We start from the raw sequence: 20,663 nt of genomic DNA, 5'->3' as shown, positions 1-20,663 counted from the left end.
GTTCGATTTATTTTAATTTACAGAAAATAAACTACCTACTTATCATGAGGGTTGCAGATTCAATTCTACTAAAATCTGTCTCATATGATATATTCCTTATGCATTCGTGTGAATCTCACACGTATAAAAATAGGTAATTGCATTCGTGCGCATTGTGCTTTTATTTCATAGGAATCAAAACTTTGATACGTTGCCACAACAAGGTCTTTCCTATGAAACAAAAAAACCTAACATAACCACAGTTATATCAGGTATTCGAGTAGCGGAAATTGGATTTGAACCAACGACACCACGGGTATGAACCGTGTGCTCTAGCCAACTGAGCTATTCCGCCATATACTTTTATTCAATTAATATGGGACCAATAGGGCTCGAACCTATGACCCTCTGCTTGTAAGGCAGATGCTCTCCCAGCTGAGCTATGATCCCATAAACTGCGACAAGTTTCTCAACCTGCTTTGCTAGTATACTAATTTAATCAAAATTTGTCAATACCTTTTTTACAAATTCTTACTAATATTATATAAGCAATTTGGCTAGACCTTATACTTTTCATTACAACTTAAAGTACTGTATCATTCTCCATATTTACCGTCAAACCAAAATTCCAAGCTACATTTAATGCATCTATGCTTATAGTGCTCTTTTTCATTAATTATTTTTGTATCACCTGTGTATCGAAGTTCTGCACCCTCGCAAATTGGGCACATTCTGGTTCTTCCTGTCTTAATTGTATATCCTCCAACTGTCTGCATATTCATCCCTCATTTTCTCATTGTGTGCTAAATAACTTAATTTACTTTATGTTATCATATTTTTCCTATTTCAACAAGTTTTTCTGATTAATTATTAAATGTTAAATTTTTAAAAACTTTGATTATATTCAAAATGGATTATTCATTCCATATAGATCTAATTATTCAATGGTCGTCTTATCTTTCACCTAACTTATATTTTATAAAAGCAGAGAATTTTAATTCCCTGCTCTCATACTTTTGCCATATTTTCTTTACTGTGTATATGTTCCTCCAAAAGCAAAACTATCATCACCAGATTCACTTTCCGTTACTGTAATTGTATTTCCCTCTTTTACAAAACTTAACTTAAAACCATCTTCATCCTCATACTTAGCTTCCTTACCACTTACCTGTGCCACTCCTGTTAAGGAATCCGTATTATTTTCATTTGCAAACGTAAATTCAAATGAATTAGAATCTGCCGGCATTAAATCCAATGTCACAGTTTCACTCTTATATGAACCTTCCCACTCGGTTTCTTCATCTGTGCTTTCATCATATAGCGTGAATTCAGAATATGGAGCTATGGTTTTATCTTCCTTATAAGCATAAAGCTCACCGGATATTTTATCAACAGCTACACCCATTGATAACTGCTTGTCTCCTTCAAGAATATTAAATATATAATAGTTCACGTCATCTACCGTTGCATCTTCCGCTTTTTCAACTGAATATTTTGTCGTATCCAGTCTTTCTTCAACCAATTGTTGTGCTGATTTTTCATCCATCTCTATGATTTCACCAGAATCCTTAGTACTATCTACTTGCACAGATTCGTTCGTTTTGTCTTCCTGATATGCTTTTTTACTGCTGCAGCCTGATACTGCAACTATTACAATAGCAAAAAATAATGCATGCATCATTTTTTTCATGAAAACACCTCTCTTTCTTTATCATAGTTTCATTATAGCAGTTATTTTATACTTTACAATTGCAAAAAGTATACTTTTTTCTTACAACTTCTTTGTGAATAAGTGAAATGTTTTACAACTATTTCATTAATTAGATATTTATGTTGACTATAATTATAAACCATATTATAATTTATTTAATTTCCGGAAATTAAATAAATTATATGGAGGGATTTATATGAAACTTACTGTCTTATTTAAAAACTTGAAACGTTCCTTTGTAATAGTTGCGGCATCATCAATACTTATTTCAATACCTGTTTCAGCTTATGGAGGTACTTTTAACTTTAAGCTTACTTTCAATTCAGACAATGATAATGCACAATCAAGTTATGCTTACAGAGACGAAATATTCCTTGGTGAAAACGCATATGTTACGGTCTTAAAGCAAAAAAATGCACATAATAATTTAAAGATGAAATTGTTAAAATACTATGCAGATACTGATTCAATTAGTGAAGCTGCTACAAGTATAAGTACATATACAAATTCATGCTATCAAAAAAATTTAACTTTAACATATAAATCAAATTATATTGCTAAGGATGGGGCATATAAATTATATGGGTATTGTTCAAAATCAGATTGTACCGCTTCAGGAAATTGGCGTCCATAATATTTAGTAAAGAATCAGAGAGCTCTTAATCAAAGCTCTCTGATTAAACTTAGGAGGGAAATATAATTATAATGAAATTACAAATCAAACTACTCTTAATATCCGCTATTTTGCTCACATTATTTACTTCGGCATGTAATAATACGCATACTTCAAATACGGTTGAAAATATAAGTAACAATACTTCTTCACATATTTCAAAAACATTAGATACTAATTTAGAAGTAAATGCAGATGTGATATCCTCACCCTCAAGCACACTTCCTGTTTATAACGCTCATATTTATGAACCGTCTGCGCAACAGGTTCAAAAGGCTTTCTTTTATGATGCACCGGAAAGTGAGCTTATCTATCAATCTGATACAACAGAGGATGATTATAGCTATAAACTTAAATATCAAAATAGAGCATATCATTATCTAGGCTTCCAAAGTTACAGTAATTATGACTATTACAATTATTTTACGTTAATTAGCTATTTTCCTGATTCTGCCTATGAACTGCCTCAAAATTTTGACAATGCCGGAATCAAAGATGCCGGCAGCCTATCCTTTATGACGAAGGAAGATGCACTGAGCTTAGTAAAAAACGCTTCAAATATATTAGGATTATATCTTGAAGATACTCCTTTTACGTGCATCGCATTAAATTCTGAGAGCTTATCCACACTATATGATTATATCGGAGGTTCTCCTGAGCTTTTTTACTCTGAAAAGGACATTTCGTTTGAAAATGATAAAGGATGTTATTACATTGTATGGAATCAAAAGTCTGTCAATGGGGAATCCATAATGAGTGAAAATTACTCTTCCAATACACTTTCAGGTATTGGAAACTGCAGAGGTGATTATATTTCTGCAATTGTAAACGAAGAAGGTATCGTCACATTTAATTCAAAGGTAAACTATGAGCTTGATAAATCCAAATGTGACGAACAAATTATCGATGTAGAAGCTGCTCTAAATTGTATCAAAGAAAAATATAGTTATATAATTTTAGAAGATCCTATCACAATAACGGAAATCAATTTTTGCTATACTTATACATTAATTGATAGAAATTCCCTGACCTATGAATTTATTCCTACATGGAGTATTTTGTCGCATAATGCGTCTGATGATTCTTATTCCTTGACTGCTATAAATGCGGTAACCGGAAAAATATTTTAATCGGAGAGAGTTTTTATGAAAATAATACGTGCTGATTTATATAGGTTTTTTCATTCAAATAAACTAATTGTAACACTTATTTTATATATACTTGCTCTATACTTTTGCAATTTCAGTGACATGATACAATTTAATGAATTTCTCTCAGTAGATACAATGATAGACAGCATTACAGAAAGCGGATGGTTCCGTGAAATACTTTATGTTATATCAGCACTTCCTTTTACATTATGCTACTGTGAAGACATAAGCAATAACTACTTTTTATGCATAAATACGCGTACTAACATAACTTCCTATGCACGTTCAAAAGCATTGGTTACAATACTCAGCACCTTTTTTGTAAGTATTGCCGGTTTACTCATGGTCATTGTTTTATTCTCTTTTAATTATCCTTTATATGACCCTAAATCGGCTTTGCAGCTAAATATCTCCGGGGGCTATGGTACATTAACTACAGGAGCTTTTCCTTTCTTGTTTTTCTTTGTTAGAATATTGTTGTTTGCAAGCGGAAGCGTTTTATGGGCCATAATTGCCCTGTTTGTTTCAAGTTATCAGCCTGACTATTTTTTAACTACAGTTATGCCCTTTGTTTCAAGCTACGTTATATACCGTTTCGTCATGAATCTGCCGGATATACTGAATATTGATTATTGTATTTCCGGTTATTGCGTAATTGATCATGCAGGCATTATGTATAACTTTTTATATTCAATGGGATATATTTGGTTAGCCATACTAATAATAAGCACCGCCTTTATTCAAAAGTTGGAAAGGAGTATATGATGATTCTACTAAAAAAGGCATTACGCGTTACTCAGAATGACATCTTGAATCTATGGTCTGAACTGCGTTTTAAGATATGTATTTTTTTAATTTTTTTATTTACCAGCATCATTTTGGAAGAAGTGAATCATTTTGCTTATCGTGTTGGTTATAAAATATCTCCTTGGCTTTTACCTTTTATTATGAATCAACGTTTTATGCGTGTTATTCTTTTCAGCCTATTTTTATTTTTGATATGCGAAGTACCTTATTCTAATTCTAACCAGCTTTTTCTACTGGTACGAAGCGGCAAGATAAGTTTTTTTATTGGCAAAGTAATTTATCTTTTCATTCTTTCTATCGTTTATACATGCATAATTTGTCTTAGCTCCATTTTAATTATTATACGGCATATTGATATTACAATGAATTGGGGCAAGGTTTTAGGTACTCTGACTTTAACCGATGCTGGTGCTGATTTTAATCATTCTATAAAATTAAATTCCAATTTTATTTTAAAATTCTCTCCCGCTAATGTTTACTTGCTCTCCTTTTCTCTATGTGTATTATCTTTCTTTACTCTCGGATTGTTTGTTTATGTCTTTAATATTATAATAAGCAACCGATTAATCGGAAATGCCGTAGCCGCGATTATAATTCTTTTTGATTTTCTATTGGAAACTGATATTGTATATCAACGGCTAATTTATTTATCACCACTAACATGGTCTAATACATCCTTATTGGATTTGCGGAAAAATGTAACGGTATATCCGTCCTTATTTTATTCGATATGCGGTTATTTAACTCTAATTTTATTATCTATCTTTATTATTATAGCTTGTGGCAAAAGATATGGCATTGATAAAATTGCAAATTAATTACTAATATTTAAATTAAAGCATTGGAGAAATAGTATGAATGAAAAAAATATCCTAATTAATAACGCAACCAAAAAATATGGAAATGTAAATGTCGTTAAACATGTTAATCTGACATTCGAAAAAGGAAAAATACACGGTATTATAGGTAGAAACGGCTCTGGAAAAACCGTTTTGTTAAAAGCTATTTGTGGATTGATTACATTAACAGAAGGGGAAATTAATATTTTCGGAAAAGTAATTGGAACCGATATTGATATCATTGAAAATGCAGGTGTGATTATTGAGTCTCCCGGCTTTTTGTCTAATTATAATGCTTTTAAAAATCTCAAATTTCTATCTATGATAAATAAAAAAATTGAAAATGATGCAATTTATGATGCTCTAAATATAGTTGGTCTTGAGCCAAAATGCAAAAAAAAAGTAGGAAAATTTTCCCTCGGGATGAAGCAGCGTTTGGGTATTGCTCAAGCCATTATGGAAGATCCGGCTATTCTAATTCTCGACGAACCGATGAATGGTCTTGATAACCACGGTGTTGCAGAAATAAGAGATTTATTACTTAGTTTAAAGAAACAAGGAAAAACTATAATCATTACAAGTCATAATAAAGAGGATATTGAAATCCTTTGTGATACCGTAGTTGAAATGGATTTAGGCAGCATAATAAATACCAAATAATTGGATAGCCATTACGTTCGTATGCCTCTTTCACAGAGTGCTTCTATCATGGGAAATTTATAGAATTTCATATGATAAGAAAGCGGACAAGTCCGCATCAGCTCCCTAATCCCTCACTCATGAGGGACTTGACCGCTTTGCCGCGTCGAATGCAGTCATGCAGTGACATTTTCCACTTGCATTCGTGCGCATCCTGGGGAACATTTTTATGTAATAGGACGCAATTCCTATTACATAAAAAAACCATCCTGTGCATTTCATCAAACACAAGATGGTTCTTTCTAAAATTATAACGAATAATTATTTAAAATATTCTACACCTGATTCAAATAGCTTCATATCCTGCTCACCATAGATATTGATTGCTACTGCCTCACCTCTACGTTCTGCATGAGCCATTTTACCTAAAATTCTTCCGTCAGGACTTGTAATTCCTTCAATTGCAGCATAAGAGCCATTTGGATTCCACTCTTCGTTCATAGTAGGATTTCCAAGCTCATCTACGTATTGAGTAGCAACTTGTCCATTTTCAAACAATTTCTTGATCCATTCTTCATTTGCAACAAAACGTCCCTCTCCATGTGATGCAGGGTTACAATAGGTTGAACCAAGCTCTGCTTTGATAAGCCAAGGTGAATTATTTGTTACTACCTTTGTATAAACCATTTTGGAGATATGGCGTCCGATTGTATTCATTGTAAGAGTTGGCGAGTCACTTGACTGCTCTACAATTTCTCCATATGGAACTAATCCCAGTTTAATCAAAGCCTGAAAACCGTTACAGATGCCGAGTGCCAAACCATCTCTTTGATGAATAAGCTGATTTACTGCTTCTTTTATTCTTTCATTGCGAAAAGCGGTTGCGAAAAATTTAGCCGAGCCATCTGGTTCATCGCCTGCACTAAAACCTCCCGGAAACATAATGATTTGTGCTTTCTGAATGCCTGATTCAAATTCTTGGACTGAATCTCTGATATCCTTTGCATCTAAATTTTTAAATACTTTCGTTATCACATTTGCACCCGCATTTTCAAATGCTTTTAAGCTGTCATATTCACAGTTTGTACCAGGAAATACGGGTATAAATACGGTCGGCTTTGCAATTTTATTCTTTGCCACATAAATGCTGTCACTTTTAAATAATCCAGTCTTAATTTTAGTTTGCTCCACTTTAGAAGAGGTAGGGAAAACATTTTCAAGAGTACCTGTCCAAGCCTTAATCGCTTCTTCAATTGTAATAACAACATCCTTATAGGTGAACTGATGATTGTCTGTTACCTCACCAATAATCTCATAATCTCCCGCCAGTTTATCTAATTTTTCTTGCGGAACCTCTGCTATGATATTGCCAATCTCAACCGCAAACAATTCGCTTGGGCTTATATTATCGTTGATTTTCACACCAAATTTATTACCAAATGCCATTTTACTAAGAGCCGGAGCCACACCGTAGGCATCTGCCACATAGGCTGATAAGATTACCTTATCCTGAATTGCAGTATGAATTGAATCATACAGACTCATAATTTTTTCATATGCTGGTATATCATACTCATCTCTTGTAATTGTAAATTTAACTAGCTTATTTCCTGCCTTTTTAAGTTCAGGCGTAATGATATCTTGATAGTTTGCAACATCTACTGCAAAAGAGGTCAATGTCGGAGGTACATCAATATCCTGAAATGTACCTGACATACTGTCTTTTCCACCAATTGATGGAAGACCAAATCCCATTTGGGCATCATATGCTCCAAGCAGTGCTGAAAATGGCTCGCCCCAACGTTTTGGATCCTCTGTCATTCGTTTGAAATATTCTTGAAAAGTAAATCGAATTTTCTTAAAGTCTCCGCCTGCTGCAACAATTTTAGCAACAGACTGTAAAATAGCATAAACCGCTCCATGATAAGGACTCCAACTGGATAAATACGGATCCAGACCATAGCTCATCATAGTAACCGTATTCGTTTTTCCCTTTAGTACAGGAAGCTTAGCTATCATACACTGTGTCTTTGTCAACTGATATTTTCCACCATAGGGCATAAAAACTGAACCGGCTCCGATTGATGCATCAAACATCTCCACCAGACCCTTTTGAGAGCAAACATTTAAATCCTTTAAGGTAGTAAGCCATTTTTTCTTAACATCTGTTACTTTCTCTGTCTTAAAATAATTATTGTCTTCTTTTGGAACCGTTATTTCTACCTTAGTTTCTTGATGTGCACCATTGGTATCCAAAAATGCCCGGTTGATATTAACTATTTCTTTGTCTCTCCAAAGCATAACCAGTCTAGACTCCTTGGTTACCTTAGCAACCTCAATTGCTTCCAGATTTTCTTCTTTTGCATAATTCAAAAATTTTGCAACATCCATAGGATCTACAACAACTGCCATTCTTTCCTGTGATTCTGAGATTGCGATTTCTGTTCCGTCTAAACCTGCATATTTTTTAGGTACCTTATCTAAATAGATATGAAGTCCCTCTGCCAATTCTCCGATTGCAACTGATACTCCGCCTGCGCCAAAATCGTTACATTTTTTTATCAGCTTACTCACTTCTTCACGTCGAAACAATCGCTGAATCTTTCGCTCGGTTGGCGCGTTTCCTTTTTGAACCTCCGCACCACAAGTCTCAATGGACTCTTCCGTATGAACCTTAGAAGAACCGGTTGCTCCGCCGCAGCCATCTCGTCCCGTTCTTCCGCCAAGTAAAATAATAATATCCCCTGGATCCGAATTTTCTCTAATTACATTTCTTCGTGGAGCTGCACCCATGACCGCGCCTATTTCCATTCTTTTTGCGACGTAATTAGGATGATAGACTTCCTTGACATAGCCTGTTGCCAAGCCAATTTGATTACCATAGGAGCTATAACCACTTGCTGCACTTGTTACAATCTTTCTTTGCGCAAGCTTACCCTTCAGTGTCTGATCAAGCGGAATAGTTGGATCTGCTGCTCCGGTTATTCGCATTGCCTGATATACGTAGGAGCGTCCTGACAATGGATCACGAATTGCTCCTCCAAGACAGGTGGCTGCTCCTCCAAACGGCTCAATTTCTGTTGGGTGATTATGTGTTTCGTTCTTAAAGCTTATGAGCCATTCTTCTTCTTTTCCATCGATCTCAACAGGAACAACTATACTGCAAGCATTGATTTCATCCGACTCTTCCAAATCCTGAAGTTTACCATCTGCTTTCAACTTTCGCATTGCCATTAAAGCTAAATCCATCAAACATACGAATTTATCCTCTCTGCCCTTGAATAGTTCTTCTCTGTCTGCTAAGTACTTCTCATAAGTTTTTATAATAGGTTCCTTATAATAGCCCTCTGTGAAAGACACTTCTTTTAGTTCAGTTGAAAATGTAGTGTGTCTGCAATGATCCGACCAATACGTATCCAATACTCTGATTTCAGTCATGGTAGGATTGCGTTTTTCTTCTTCCTTAAAATATTTATGAATGTGAAGAAAATCTTTAAAGGTCATGGCCAGATTTAAAGACTGATACAGCTCTTTCAACTTCTCTTTGTCCATTTCCTTAAATCCATCAAATATAATAACATCTGCCGGTTCTTCAAATTCTGTCACCAACGTTTTTGGTTTAGCTAGGTCAGTTTCTCGGGAATCAACCGGATTAATACAAAAGTTCTTAATTCTCTGAAATTCTTCCTCTGTAATTGTACCCTTGATTACGTAGGTTACAGCAGTTTTAATTTCTGGTTGCTCCTCTTCATTGAGTAGCTTTACACATTGCACGGCCGAGTCAGCTCTTTGATCAAACTGCCCCGGGAGGTACTCAACGCTGAATACGTTACTATCGTCTTCCATTTCAAAGCTTTCTTCATACAAATAATCAACCGGTGGTTCTGAAAATACAGTTGCACAAGCCCTTTGATAGGTTTCTATAGATAAATTTTCAATATCATAACGGATTAAAACACGAACTGCACGAACCGTGTTAATTCCTAAATAGTTTTCAATTTCTTCCTTTAATTCTTTTGCCTTTACAGCGTAAGGCTTCTTCTTCTCAACATAAATACGTTTTACACTCATAGGTTTCCTCCAATTGCTTCACTCACTTTTCCCATTTGTTATCCATGTTATAACAGCTTACCATGACAAATAAATTATGCTACTATTAGTATGACTAAATAATATCTGTCTTTCACATTATAATACCATAAGACATATCATTAATAAAATTAATATATCTTATGGCATTTATAATCTGTTCTTATCAAATGAAATTTATTTAAGATTCTTGCTTCACTGTTTCCGGCGTTGTCTTACCATATCCAATATTACTGTAATCAACAATAATATTCCTAAGAGACATCCAAACATAATACCAATTGACTTAATTGTATCATAGAAAAAACCTTCCGGCAAAATATTAATCATTAAATCCGTTTTTGGATTTAATATCCAATAATCATTATCAAAAAACAAATAATGAAATTTTAAAAAAACTTCAATAAAATTTCTAGAAATATAAAATGCTGCCACGCCTGTTATAGCCCCGACTATTAGAGTAGCAATTTGAAAGGCTCTAGAGATTATGCGTTTTAAGTCTGCTTTTCTAAATATTAATATAAGAATTGAAAGTATTAATGTAGCAAATGCAATTCTTCTAATCATAAGTCCAGCCATAAACAGGTTCTTAACATCCTGCATATGAAGCTTTTCTCTCTCATTAAAGAATTCACTTTGCTGCCCATCTACAACAGTTTCTACTACTAAATTATCTCTTTTGTCAATCAGATAATTCATCATTTCCTGTGTTACATACAGTACATCCTGCATATCCATCTTGACCTCTTCAAGTACTCCGTATTTCGTATATTCTTTCTCATAAAATCCAATGTCACTATATAATACAAATTTAAAGCTGGTTAAAAATAAAATAATAATACATGCAATCGAACCAAGAATTGCTACACAATAGTTTACTTTATTCATTCATGTGCTCCCTTACTATTTGAGATATCCCCTATTAAGTAATTTTATCCCCTGCATTCATGTAATCTTCTTATTATTTATATCCTATTTCGTTCTAGTTGACAAGGGGAGATTTTATTTTTGCTTTCGTGCGCATTGTGTTTTTATTTCATACGAGAAATCAATACTTTTATACGTTACCATAACAAGGTCTTTTCTATGAAATAAAAAAGACACTCAATTAACTGAGTGCCCTCACTACATCCAATATTTTAGTACAACATAACTGTTATGTCAATTTGCCAGCATCATTCTGTCGTTAGCAAATTCCCCTCCGCTTGCCTGTTCAAATTTAGCAAGCAAATCAGATACTTTAAGATTCTTCTTTTCTTCTCCTGCTATATCATAAACCACACTGCCTTCGTGCATCATTATAAGCCTGTTTCCATATTTAATAGCATCTTTCATATTATGTGTAATCATAATTGCCGTAAGCTTATCAGCCTGAATAATTTCATTTGTCAAAGTTAATACATTTCTTGCCGTTTTGGGATCAAGAGCCGCTGTATGCTCATCCAGCAGGAGCACTTTTGGCTTTTGCAGCGTAGCCATTAAAAGCGTCAAAGCCTGTCTTTGACCCCCTGATAAAAGCCCAACCTTTGAAGTCATCCGATTTTCCAAGCCAAGACCTAATACCTTTAGTTCTTCATGAAATTGTTCCTTTTCCTCCTTGGTGATTCCCCAGCTAAAACCTCTCTTTTTCCCCCGTCTGTAGGCTATTGCAAGATTTTCCTGAATCTCCATGTTGGCGGCTGTTCCTTTCATTGGATCTTGAAAAACTCTGCCTAAATAATTGGCTCGTCTATGCTCCGGTAAGTAAGTAAGCTCGATTCCATCCAACACAATAGAGCCTTTGTCAATTGAATATACCCCTGCTATCATATTTAGTATTGTAGATTTTCCTGCTCCATTTCCCCCGATTACGGTTACAAAATCCTGAGGCTCCAAATGAAGGTTTACTCCATTCAAGGCTTTTTTCTCATTTATTGTTCCTGCATTAAAGGTTTTGTAGACATTACTAATGTTTAACATCAAAGCTTCCTCCTTCCTCTTCAAATAATTCCTCTTTCGCTGCCATAGTTGCTTTTGCGGGCAATAACTTAGGAATTGTTAAAGCCGCCGAAACCACGAGTGCCGTCAATAATTTCAAATCGGTTGATTTCAGACCCATCCAAAGAACAAAAGCAATAATAACGCGATAGATCACAGAACCTAAAATAATAGAAATCAAACGAAATTTAAAGGTTCTTGCTCTTCCCATTACTACCTCACCTATTACAATGGATGCAAGACCAACTACAATTGTACCAACTCCCATACCCACATCGGCATACCCTTGACTTTGTGCTACAAGCGCTCCGGAAAGGGCAACAAGACCATTTCCGATTACAAGACCATACGTTTTCATCTTGTCAGTATTTTCTCCCAACGCCCGAACCATATCCTCATTATTTCCCGTTGCCCTTATAGCACAGCCTATTTCAGTTCCAAAAAGCCAGTACATAAAAATAACTGCCAAGGCAGAAAAAATAAAGCCTATTACCAAAGTAACCCAAACTGTAAAATTAGGAATGCTTTCAAGAAATGTCGGAAGGATATCCTTAATTAAGCTTACTATTGTATCCGTTCCGATTAATGGTATATTTGCCTGTCCCATAATTCTGCTGTTAATAGAATAAAGTGCTGTCATAGTAAGAATTCCGGAAAGAATTGCCGGTATTTTACATTTATTGTGTAATAAAGCTGTAATGGCACCTGATATTCCTCCTGCAAGTACTGCTATAACAAGTGTGAGATATGGATTCCATCCAGCATTTACGGCTAACACTGCACTAACACATCCACCAAGTGCAAAGCTGCCATCACAAGTCATGTCTGGAAAATCCAACACTCGAAATGTAATATACACACCAAGCCCCATAATTCCCCACAAAACACCTTGAGAAGCTGCTGAATGAGCCGCCCATAACAGTGTGATTAATATACTCATATAACTTTTCCTCCTGAAAGTGATTTTACTTAGAAAGTGTATTAGGACAGACTGATTGTCTGTCCTAATACGATGAAACAAAGAATTATAATTCCATAGTTTTTCATCATATATGATTATTCTTTCATAAGCTTGTTCAAAATATAAGCTTAATTTCCTTAGTTGATTATTTTGTTACTAAATCGGCCGGAATTTCAATTCCAAGTTGCTTTGCAACTTCTTCATTTACGCTTACCTGAAGCTTTGTAGCATCCAAATATTCAATCGGCATATCAGCAGGTTTTTCTTCACCTTTTAAAATTTTAGCTGCTTGAGCTCCTGATAATTTACCTAATTCATAATAATCAATACCATAAGTAGCAAGACCACCTGCCTCAACCATTCCTGATTCTCCACATATGACGGGAAGATTATTTTCATTTGCAACCATAGCAACAGTTGCCATACCTGCTGCAATCATATTATCAGTAGGTGCATAAATGGCAGATACCTTACCTACTAAGGACTGTACTACCTGCTGAATTTCATTTGAATTAGATACGGTCGCATCTATAACCTCAAGCCCGAGTGCTTCTCCAGCTGTTTTTGCCATTTCAGCCTGAATTTTAGAATTTGTCTCACTGGAACAATATAACACAGCTACTTTCTTTGCATCGGGAACCAGCTTTAATAATAAATCCATTTGTTCGTCGATTGGATTCAAATCAGAAGTACCTGTTACATTTGTTCCAGGTGTATCATTACTCTTAACTAACCCTGATTCTGCCGGATCTGTTACTGCTGTGACAACGATTGGAATATCGGAGGTTGCATTTGCACATGCCTGTGCTGCTGGTGTTGCAATCGCCAATATTAAATCATCCTGATCATTTACAAGCTTCGAAGCAATCGTTGCACAGTTTGCCTGTTCACCTTGCGCATTTTGATAATCTATTTTCAGATTTTTACCTTCTTCGATTCCTGCTTCCTTTAATCCATCAACAAAACCATTATATGCTGCATCTAATGCATCATGCTGAACCAACTGACATACACCAATATTATAAACGGTGTCGTCTGTTACCTCTTCTGTTTTTCCTTCAGATGCAGTGTCTTCATTTTGTGTTGTATCTGCTGTGGAAGCGGAATCTTTAGCTGTGTTGCTTGAATTGCAAGCGGCTAAAGATGTTGCAAGTGCCAAAGCTAATGTAAGTGATAAGATTTTCTTTTTCATAATTTTATCCTTCTCCTAACCCTTTTTATTTAACAGTCTAAAGCGCAACACTTTAATTTGTTAAACTGTACTATTGAAAATATACTACAATTTTTTCTCTACGTCAAGCTAAGAATCTCTTAAAACAACGTAAATTTATGCCATTCTTTTTTATGATACTTTTCGTTTTATTGGTAAATTATTTTATAATATGTTATAATGAGTCTAGTATTTATAAGGAGGACTTATTGTGGATATAAACTATGAATTATACAAGGTGTTTTATTTTGTCGCTATTTCCTTAAGCTTTTCAGAAGCTTCAAAGCAATTATATATTTCTCAGTCAGCTGTCAGTCAATCCATTAAGGTTTTGGAAAAAAAACTGAATCAATCTCTATTTATAAGAAGTACCAAACGAGTACAGCTCACTCAGGAAGGCGAAATTTTATTAAGACATATTGAGCCTGCCATGAACCTGATTAAACGGGGAGAGGCTCAGATACTAGAAGCCAATACACTTGGAGGTGGTCAGCTAAGAATTGGTGCCAGTGATACAATTTGCCGCTATTTCCTCGTTCCATATCTGAATCGTTTTCACAAGGAATACCCTAATGTTCATATCAAAGTAACCAATCAGACTTCCATCAAATGTGTTGATTTGCTAGAGAGCGGACAGGTTGATCTTATCGTAACCAACTTTCCGAACTCGCAGCTAAATAACACCAATCAAATTAAAGTAATTAAGGATTTTGGCGATGTTTTCATAGCTAACAAGAAATATTTTAATTTGGACAACAAAAAGGTTACCCTACATGAGCTGCAAAAACATCCCATTTTAATGCTCGACAGAAATAGTACAACGAGCGAATTTGTTCATCATATCTTTCAACAGCATCAGCTTGATTTAGTTCCTGAAATTGAGTTAAGCAGTAATGATTTACTGATAGATTTGGCGATAATCGGGCTTGGAATTGCTTTTATTCCCGATTATTGTGTTCCTGTCGATTCCAGTGATTTATATATTGTAGATTTGGAGGAGGTTTTACCGAAACGACAAATTGTTGTAGTGCACAATCAGCATTTACCTGTTTCACAGGCCGCCGAGAAATTTATAGGCTATTTCTAGCTTCTGTTCCAGAATGCTTCTATTTGTTGATTCACATTTGAGATTGAACATAATGGGGGCTGTTTCCATTCTCTTGGAAACAGCTCTTTGTATTGCCTTGAATTAAACCGTTCATCCAAAAGCAATATGATACCCTTATCATCACTCGTCCTAATAACACGTCCGGCTGCCTGCAATACCTTATTCATACCCGGATAACGATAGGCATAATCAAAGCCATTCTCATTTTTTGCATCATAATAATTTTTGAGTATTTCCTTTTCATAGGAAATTTGGGGTAACCCTGTACCAACAATCAAAGCACCTATTAAATAATCTCTTTTTAAATCGATTCCCTCGCTAAAGATTCCTCCCATAACGCATAAACCAACGATTTCACCTGATGGATGATTCATGAAATAGCTTAAAAACTCCTCTCTTTCTTCCTCGTTCATTCCCTGCTTTTGACAAATACAGTTTACATTGAGTGAATGTATATAATGATATACCTCTCTCATATAGCTATAGGATGGAAAAAACACCATATAGTTACCTTTCTTACATTCAATTACACTTTTAATATACTCTGCTGTTTTCTTATATTCCAAATGATTTCTTCTTGTGTATTTACTGCTTACATCGTTTCCAATTAGAATTAATCTATTTTCTTCTTTAAAAGGAGAGTTCGCATAAACTGCATAGTCTTCTAAATCTCCGCTTAAAAGCTCTTTATAATACGAAATAGGTAATAAGGTAGCCGAAAAAAATATTGTACTGTTACCCTTATTTAAGCAGTCTATTAAATTTACGGATGGATTAATACAGAATAATTTAATTTTAAATTGCCCTGTCTGATCATGCTCGGTATAGATAACATAATTATCATCCAAACGCTCATACATGCTTAAAAAGTGTCTGACTTGAAAATAAAATTCAAGCACTTTATCCCGGATATCCTTCTCATCATTTTCCTCAAGAAATTTTTCAATCTCAGATGCCAATGACATTAAATTCAGTACAAACGCTCCTATACTGTCTATCACTTGATAAGTTTCACACTCTCTTTTTAATTCAAGAAGATTCTTATTACATTTTTCAAGATTTTTTTCAAGCTTTCTGCTATAAAATTTGACTTCATTCTTTAATCGAAGAAAGTCCTCCTTATATAAAAATGCACTATACATTTCTCTGCCACGCTCTACTAAATTGTGTGCTTCATCCACTAAAAACAAGTATTCTCCCTTCGCTCCCTCTGAAAAAAATCTTTTTAAGGCTACGTTTGGATCAAATACGTAATTGTAATCGCATATTATGGCATCACACCATAAGGACACATCAAGACTCATCTCAAATGGACAGACCTGATACTTTTTAGCATATTCTTCTATGACCTCTCTGGAGAAAGTATTCTTTTGCGTAAGCATCAAAAATACCGCATCATTAATTCTATCGTAATGACCTTTGGCATATGGGCAATGAATGGGATTGCATTCTGTAGTCTCACAAAAGCATAATTTTTCTTTTGCTGTTAAGGTCACTAATTTAAAACTTAGACCTTTCTCTTTGAGTATCTCAAAGGCCTCTTGAGCCACTGTTCTTGTTATTGTCTTTGCAGTAAGATAAAATATCTTTTCTCCCAAACTCTCACCAATGGCTTTCACTGTAGGAAAAATAGTTGACATAGTTTTACCGACACCTGTTGGAGCTTGAATAAAGAGACGTCTCCTGCGATTAATTGTTTTGTAAACAGATGCAGCCAAATCTCTTTGACCTTCTCGATAGGAAAAAGGAAATTCAAGTGGTTTAATGGAATCATTTCTTTTAATCTTCCACTCATATTGAAACCTAGCCCATTTGTAATATTCCTGAATTAATTTTTGAAACCACATCTCAAGACGATCAAATTCTATAGCTTCATTAAAATATTTTTTCTGCTCGTTATCTAAATTACAATAGGTAAGCTGAATATGAATCAGATTCAACCCTTCCTGCTTACTATAAATATAGCCATAGCACATTGCTTGCGCTCTATGAACTTCAATTGGTGCATTCAGATAATCTAAATCAAAGTAGACTCCCTTTATTTCGTCGATTGTAATTTTGGATTCTTCTATAATAATTCCATCAGCACGGCCTTCAATTGTAATAAAAAAATCTGGCTTTTCAATTTGTAATTTAAGAGGATATTCCGCATGATATTCCGATCCCATCTGTTTTTGTATTTTTCGATGCATTTTACTTCCAGCCTGCATAGCATCCTTATCATTTTTGCTTCCCTGACGATTGTCTATATCACCGCTTCGAAGAATAAACTCAACAAGATTACGAACAGAAATTTTTATATTGTTATCATCTTTATTCATCTCAACTCTCCTGCCTTATCTATTATAATATTAACTGTTTATCATCAACGTTGCAACAACTTAATCTCCCTACTTTAAGAAGTCTATCCTATATATCCAGAAAGCGGACAAGTACGCATCAATTTCCTAATTCCTCTCTCATGAAGGACTTGGCCGTTTTGCCGCGCCGAATGCAGTCACGCAGTGATATTTTCCATTTGCATTCGTACGCATTGTGTTTTTATTTCATAGGAACTATTAAATAAAATAGGATAAGCTTGCGCTTATCCATTCTGGTCTACAATTAAAATGACTTATTTTTATGCTACTGCATATTTCTTAAGTAAACTTTCAAATTGTGAATCCTGACCACCAAACTGTACGGTCAATACTTTCGTCAGGTCTAGACTTAAAACACCTAATATTGATTTCGCATCTATTACAACACGATTATAAAATACGTCTATATCGAAATCACATTTTTCAGCTGCTGAAACAAAATCCTTTACATCAGTAGTAGCTTTTAATCTAATTTGATATTTCTTATCCATAACAAAATCCTTTCTAAACTGCACTTATAGTAATCTATAAGCTCAAAAATATATAATTATTAACATTAACATCTCGCTTGTCATACTGTTAACCAATACAACGATAAGCTTTATTCAAAAAAATACTTACAGATTTATATAATAAATTAAGTCTTGTCATTATGACATCATTTTATACTTTTGTCAATTTTATATTGCAAAATGTTAGTTCAAAATCATGAACTTTTTGATAGTATTTCTAAGTTTCAAAATCATATTTTGTTATTTATTTACCAAAGATTTATCTAAATGCTATATTTTATCTACAAATTGTATTTTATATAAAAAAATTTAGTGTTTACTATTTTGCTAGATTCACAAATTTGCAATTGCACTGAAATTATTCCATTTCTTCTAATGAAATTCAACCATGTTCTCTTGGAATCGAAGAGGCAAATTCTGCTTTTGTAACTTTATATTTTTTCTTTCTTTAATTGAAATACTTTCACAAAATCCTTTCCACCAAGCTTCAAACAATTTCTCACTATCAGACATCTGTTTCAGCATTTCGAAATTTAGCTTCTCACTTTTTATTACTCCCCATTGTTCACCTTTTTCATGAATGACAGCTATATTTCTGCCTTTATCGTATATCATCCACTTTTCACCAGGCAGCCTATCTGCAAAATGAGGGGCAATCAACATTACTACATTATTCTTAGGTTCTATCACAGAACAAAGTACTTGACTGTTTAGCTCCTTGAATCTCACAAATCCTAGCAAATGGGAGCGTTCGTTAAAAACGGCTCTGCTTAATTCAAAAACACGACAAATATGTTTATCTTGCAAATTCTCCATTAATTGTCTCGGTCTTTTACTTTTTAATCCTATATTTATAGTTTTAAAAACAGCCTGTGCCTTATCCTTTGCATTTGATAATGCTGCTTGATAGATGCTGGTATATACTTCGTTCCCAAATTTTAGCTCCAGTGTTTTGGCAACTCTATTTGCTTTATCAAAATCAGTCACAACATTAATATATTCTGAAAATAGCTCATAGTTACTCTCATAGCTATTGACAGACAACTCAACAAACTCCTTTGGATATCTATCTTCCCATGCATTATATACTCCTGTAAAAATACTCTCTACACTATCTTCACACAAATATATTCTCTTATTCATCATTTTCTTCCTTCGCTTCTAAAATTATATTACACCAGTATCAGAATTTAATTTTTACATTTGTCCATATAAGCTTTGAACATGATCTAACGTCTCTGGTTGCGGATTAAATCTTACATCATCAAATAGAGACATCTGCTTAAAGCTAGTTTGCGATACCTCAATCGGAATCCGCTCTTTTAGATTTAAAAGATTTCTTGTAATGTAGTCTTCTTCAATTTTAGTTCGGTACATCATCCTACCCTTGCAGGAAATAAAATAAAGTGCCCGCTTCAAGACAACTCCCATTCTCTTAATATCCTCAAAATCTAACGCCGCCTGGAGTCTGGCCTTTACAATCCTCTGCGCAGACTTGTTACCTATACCCGGAACTCTAAGAAGCGTAAAATAGTCAGCCTTATTAATCTCCACAGGAAAATTCTCTAAGTGTCTTAATGCCCAATCGCATTTGGGGTCAAGCATAATATTAAAATTTGGTCTGGACTCGGATAATAATTCATCCGCCTTAAAACCATAGAATCTTAAAAGCCAATCTGCCTGATATAACCGATGTTCTCTCAGTAAAGGCGGACCACCCGGCAGAGCCGGAAGCAAGGCATCCTCATTAACATGAATAAATGCTGAATAAAAGACTCTTTTCAAATTAAACTTATTATATAAATTCTCAGCAACTGATACAATTTGATAATCACTTTCCGGTGTAGCACCTATAATCATCTGTGTACTTTGCCCTGCTGGTACAAAGGAGGGTGCCTTTTTGTAAACCATAAGCTCATTCTTATTATGAATGATATTCGTTTGTATCTGCCTCATAGGCTTTAATATATTCTTTCTGCTTTTATGCGGAGCCAGCATTTTTAAGCTGTCTGCAGTAGGCAGCTCTAAATTTACACTCATTCGATCTACTAAAAAACCTAGCTTATTAATTAATTCACTTTCCGCTCCAGGAATTACCTTAACATGGATATAGCCATTAAAATGGTATTGAGTTCTAAGTTTAAATATAGTCTGATATATTAAATCTAATGTAAAATTTGGACTTTCAAGAATACCAGAGCTTAAAAAAAGTCCTTCAATATAATTACGTCTATAAAATCCCATCGTTAACTCACATACTTCATCCGGTGTAAAGGATGCACGCTTTACATCATTAGAAGAACGATTAATACAATATTTACAATCAAATATACATTCATTTGTAAATAATATTTTAAGCAGCGATATACATCTTCCATCTGCTGAAAAGCTATGGCAAATTCCACTGGCAACAGAATTTCCCATATGAATTCCGTCTCCCTTTCTATCTACTCCGCTTGAAGTACATGCAACATCGTATTTTGCTGCATCCGATAATATTTCAAGCTTTTCCATAACGGACATATTTTCTTGTATTATCATAAAAACACCTCTTGCATTAAGTTCGAACATTTGTTCGTATTATCATAACATAGGTTCGTCCCATATGCAAGGGGTGTCTTTATATTTGTTCTTTTAATTCAGTCTT

The 20,663-nt window shown here is 34.5% G+C and carries 17 protein-coding genes and 2 tRNA genes; 6 read left to right on the top strand and 13 right to left on the bottom strand.

What is annotated here, in order from left to right; all coding sequences use genetic code 11:
• Nucleotides 1-260 precede the first annotated feature (260 nt).
• The 4 genes from C8E03_RS14670 to C8E03_RS14655 form a co-directional block, all read right to left on the bottom strand.
• A tRNA-Met gene (locus tag C8E03_RS14670) sits at nucleotides 261-334 on the bottom strand.
• 22 nt (nucleotides 335-356) lie between these two features.
• A tRNA-Val gene (locus C8E03_RS14665) sits at nucleotides 357-429 on the bottom strand.
• 146 nt (nucleotides 430-575) lie between these two features.
• On the bottom strand, nucleotides 576-755 hold the full coding sequence (locus tag C8E03_RS14660) for a hypothetical protein (protein ID WP_094378296.1): 180 nt from the start codon (nucleotides 753-755) through the stop codon (nucleotides 576-578).
• Nucleotides 756-1,009: 254 nt separating this feature from the next.
• On the bottom strand, nucleotides 1,010-1,669 hold the full coding sequence (locus tag C8E03_RS14655; protein WP_094378257.1) for a hypothetical protein: 660 nt from the start codon (nucleotides 1,667-1,669) through the stop codon (nucleotides 1,010-1,012).
• 217 nt (nucleotides 1,670-1,886) lie between these two features.
• Here C8E03_RS14655 and C8E03_RS14650 point away from each other — a divergent pair, with 217 nt between their 5' ends.
• The 5 genes from C8E03_RS14650 (at nucleotide 1,887) to C8E03_RS14630 (ending at nucleotide 5,820) form a co-directional block, all read left to right on the top strand.
• On the top strand, nucleotides 1,887-2,324 hold the full coding sequence (locus C8E03_RS14650) for a hypothetical protein (protein WP_094378256.1): 438 nt from the start codon (nucleotides 1,887-1,889) through the stop codon (nucleotides 2,322-2,324).
• A 71-nt stretch (nucleotides 2,325-2,395) separates the two neighbouring features.
• A complete protein-coding gene (locus C8E03_RS14645; RefSeq protein ID WP_094378255.1) occupies nucleotides 2,396-3,493 on the top strand; it encodes a hypothetical protein in 1,098 nt (365 codons plus the stop codon).
• A gap of 15 nt (nucleotides 3,494-3,508) precedes the next feature.
• Nucleotides 3,509-4,279, top strand: a complete 771-nt coding sequence (locus tag C8E03_RS14640; RefSeq protein ID WP_094378254.1) for a hypothetical protein — start codon at nucleotides 3,509-3,511, stop codon at nucleotides 4,277-4,279.
• Nucleotides 4,279-5,139, top strand: a complete 861-nt coding sequence (locus C8E03_RS14635; RefSeq protein WP_094378253.1) for a hypothetical protein — start codon at nucleotides 4,279-4,281, stop codon at nucleotides 5,137-5,139. Before C8E03_RS14640 ends, C8E03_RS14635 begins: the two co-directional genes overlap by 1 nt.
• A gap of 36 nt (nucleotides 5,140-5,175) precedes the next feature.
• Nucleotides 5,176-5,820: an ATP-binding cassette domain-containing protein gene (locus tag C8E03_RS14630; protein WP_094378252.1), complete on the top strand. Its 645-nt coding sequence runs from the start codon at nucleotides 5,176-5,178 to the stop codon at nucleotides 5,818-5,820.
• Between the two features lie 300 nt (nucleotides 5,821-6,120).
• Here C8E03_RS14630 and C8E03_RS14625 read toward each other — a convergent pair whose 3' ends face one another.
• The 5 genes from C8E03_RS14625 to C8E03_RS14605 all read right to left on the bottom strand — a co-directional run bounded on the left by C8E03_RS14625 (nucleotide 6,121) and on the right by C8E03_RS14605 (nucleotide 14,018).
• Nucleotides 6,121-9,870, bottom strand: coding sequence for a phosphoribosylformylglycinamidine synthase (locus C8E03_RS14625; protein ID WP_094378251.1), 3,750 nt, complete (start codon nucleotides 9,868-9,870; stop codon nucleotides 6,121-6,123).
• Between the two features lie 213 nt (nucleotides 9,871-10,083).
• Nucleotides 10,084-10,776, bottom strand: coding sequence for a TIGR01906 family membrane protein (locus tag C8E03_RS14620; protein WP_110291370.1), 693 nt, complete (start codon nucleotides 10,774-10,776; stop codon nucleotides 10,084-10,086).
• A 273-nt stretch (nucleotides 10,777-11,049) separates the two neighbouring features.
• On the bottom strand, nucleotides 11,050-11,847 hold the full coding sequence (locus tag C8E03_RS14615; protein ID WP_110291369.1) for an ABC transporter ATP-binding protein: 798 nt from the start codon (nucleotides 11,845-11,847) through the stop codon (nucleotides 11,050-11,052).
• Nucleotides 11,834-12,805 (bottom strand): ABC transporter permease, encoded by a 972-nt coding sequence (locus C8E03_RS14610; protein ID WP_110291368.1) that lies wholly within the window; start codon nucleotides 12,803-12,805, stop codon nucleotides 11,834-11,836. The genes C8E03_RS14615 and C8E03_RS14610 overlap by 14 nt, the downstream gene beginning before the upstream one ends.
• 166 nt (nucleotides 12,806-12,971) lie before the next feature.
• Nucleotides 12,972-14,018 (bottom strand): ABC transporter substrate-binding protein, encoded by a 1,047-nt coding sequence (locus C8E03_RS14605; protein ID WP_094378247.1) that lies wholly within the window; start codon nucleotides 14,016-14,018, stop codon nucleotides 12,972-12,974.
• Between the two features lie 229 nt (nucleotides 14,019-14,247).
• Between C8E03_RS14605 and C8E03_RS14600 the strand changes: the two genes are divergently transcribed.
• Complete coding sequence (locus C8E03_RS14600) at nucleotides 14,248-15,123, top strand: LysR family transcriptional regulator (RefSeq protein WP_094378246.1); 876 nt, start codon at nucleotides 14,248-14,250, stop codon at nucleotides 15,121-15,123.
• On the opposite strand, the gene C8E03_RS14595 is transcribed toward C8E03_RS14600, so the two are convergent.
• The 4 genes from C8E03_RS14595 to C8E03_RS14580 form a co-directional block, all read right to left on the bottom strand.
• A complete protein-coding gene (locus C8E03_RS14595; protein WP_110291367.1) occupies nucleotides 15,120-17,465 on the bottom strand; it encodes an ATP-dependent DNA helicase in 2,346 nt (781 codons plus the stop codon). The genes C8E03_RS14600 and C8E03_RS14595 overlap by 4 nt on opposite strands.
• Nucleotides 17,466-17,764: 299 nt before the next feature.
• A complete protein-coding gene (locus C8E03_RS14590; RefSeq protein ID WP_094376479.1) occupies nucleotides 17,765-17,995 on the bottom strand; it encodes an HPr family phosphocarrier protein in 231 nt (76 codons plus the stop codon).
• A gap of 393 nt (nucleotides 17,996-18,388) precedes the next feature.
• The gene (locus C8E03_RS14585; protein WP_170123007.1) at nucleotides 18,389-19,159 is read right to left on the bottom strand and encodes a TIGR03915 family putative DNA repair protein; all 771 of its coding nucleotides are present in this window, start codon (nucleotides 19,157-19,159) and stop codon (nucleotides 18,389-18,391) included.
• A 54-nt stretch (nucleotides 19,160-19,213) separates the two neighbouring features.
• The gene (locus C8E03_RS14580; RefSeq protein ID WP_094376477.1) at nucleotides 19,214-20,557 is read right to left on the bottom strand and encodes a putative DNA modification/repair radical SAM protein; all 1,344 of its coding nucleotides are present in this window, start codon (nucleotides 20,555-20,557) and stop codon (nucleotides 19,214-19,216) included.
• Between the last annotated feature and the right edge of the window lie 106 nt (nucleotides 20,558-20,663).

Source organism: Lachnotalea glycerini (genome assembly GCF_003201285.1).
GTDB lineage: Bacteria > Bacillota > Clostridia > Lachnospirales > Lachnospiraceae > Lachnotalea > Lachnotalea glycerini.
Note: the sequence above shows the minus strand (reverse complement) of the source record. Positions and strands in the feature narration are given on the sequence as shown.